The sequence below is a fragment of the Flavobacterium sp. DW-iso2 genome, from assembly GCF_058725285.1.
The window spans coordinates 1-591 of record NZ_JBZXDY010000086.1 but is presented as its reverse complement, the minus strand read 5'-3'; the positions used below and the strand labels follow the sequence as shown (position 1 = coordinate 591).

Annotated in this window: 1 protein-coding gene; it reads right to left on the bottom strand. The window is 33.8% G+C overall.

The features are described from left to right. Positions 1-69: 69 nt before the first annotated feature. Positions 70-507: an IS200/IS605 family transposase gene (gene tnpA / locus AC4PRO_RS18220; protein WP_492118406.1), complete on the bottom strand. Its 438-nt coding sequence runs from the start codon at positions 505-507 to the stop codon at positions 70-72. Positions 508-591 lie beyond the last annotated feature (84 nt).

Genomic DNA, 591 nt, shown 5'->3' with positions numbered 1-591 from the left:
AAACTAAACCACTCTGCACTGAAAGTGCAGAGGTTTGTTTTACAAGGGACTGAAAGTCCCTCATTTTTTTCATTCGAGAATGAAATTTGAATTATCGTCTCCATCTTTTCTTCTATGATGTTCTAAATATTCATTTACCATTTCATCAGTAATATTTCCTGTACTCCAAACTCCATAACCACTTGCCCAAAAATGTTGACCCCAATAACGGTTTTTCAAATCTGGAAACTCCATCTGTAACTTTCTAGAAGTTCTGCCCTTTAAACCCTTTAAAATGGAACTAATATTTTGCTTTGGAGCATATTCTATATGCATGTGAATATGGTCTGAACTCACAACTCCTTTCAAAATTTCAATTCCTTCAGCTTCACATATTTGTATCAAAAGCTCACGGCAACGTTTTTGAACATCCCCTTTTAAAACTTTAAATCTATATTTTGTGACCCAAACAATATGGCAGGTTAGTCTACTTACAGTATGTGACCCTTTTCTTAAATCTGTACTCATAAGCTAAAGGTAAATATTTTTTCGCATTACTAAAGTTCTGCAATAAATTGCAGGGTTTTAAACCCCAATCTGTGACCAATAAAT

What these genes read in the sequence shown, in the direction of transcription:
- tnpA (WP_492118406.1), bottom strand. Translation starts at nt 507, where the DNA reads ATGAGTACAGATTTAAGAAAAGGGTCACATACTGTAAGTAGACTAACC.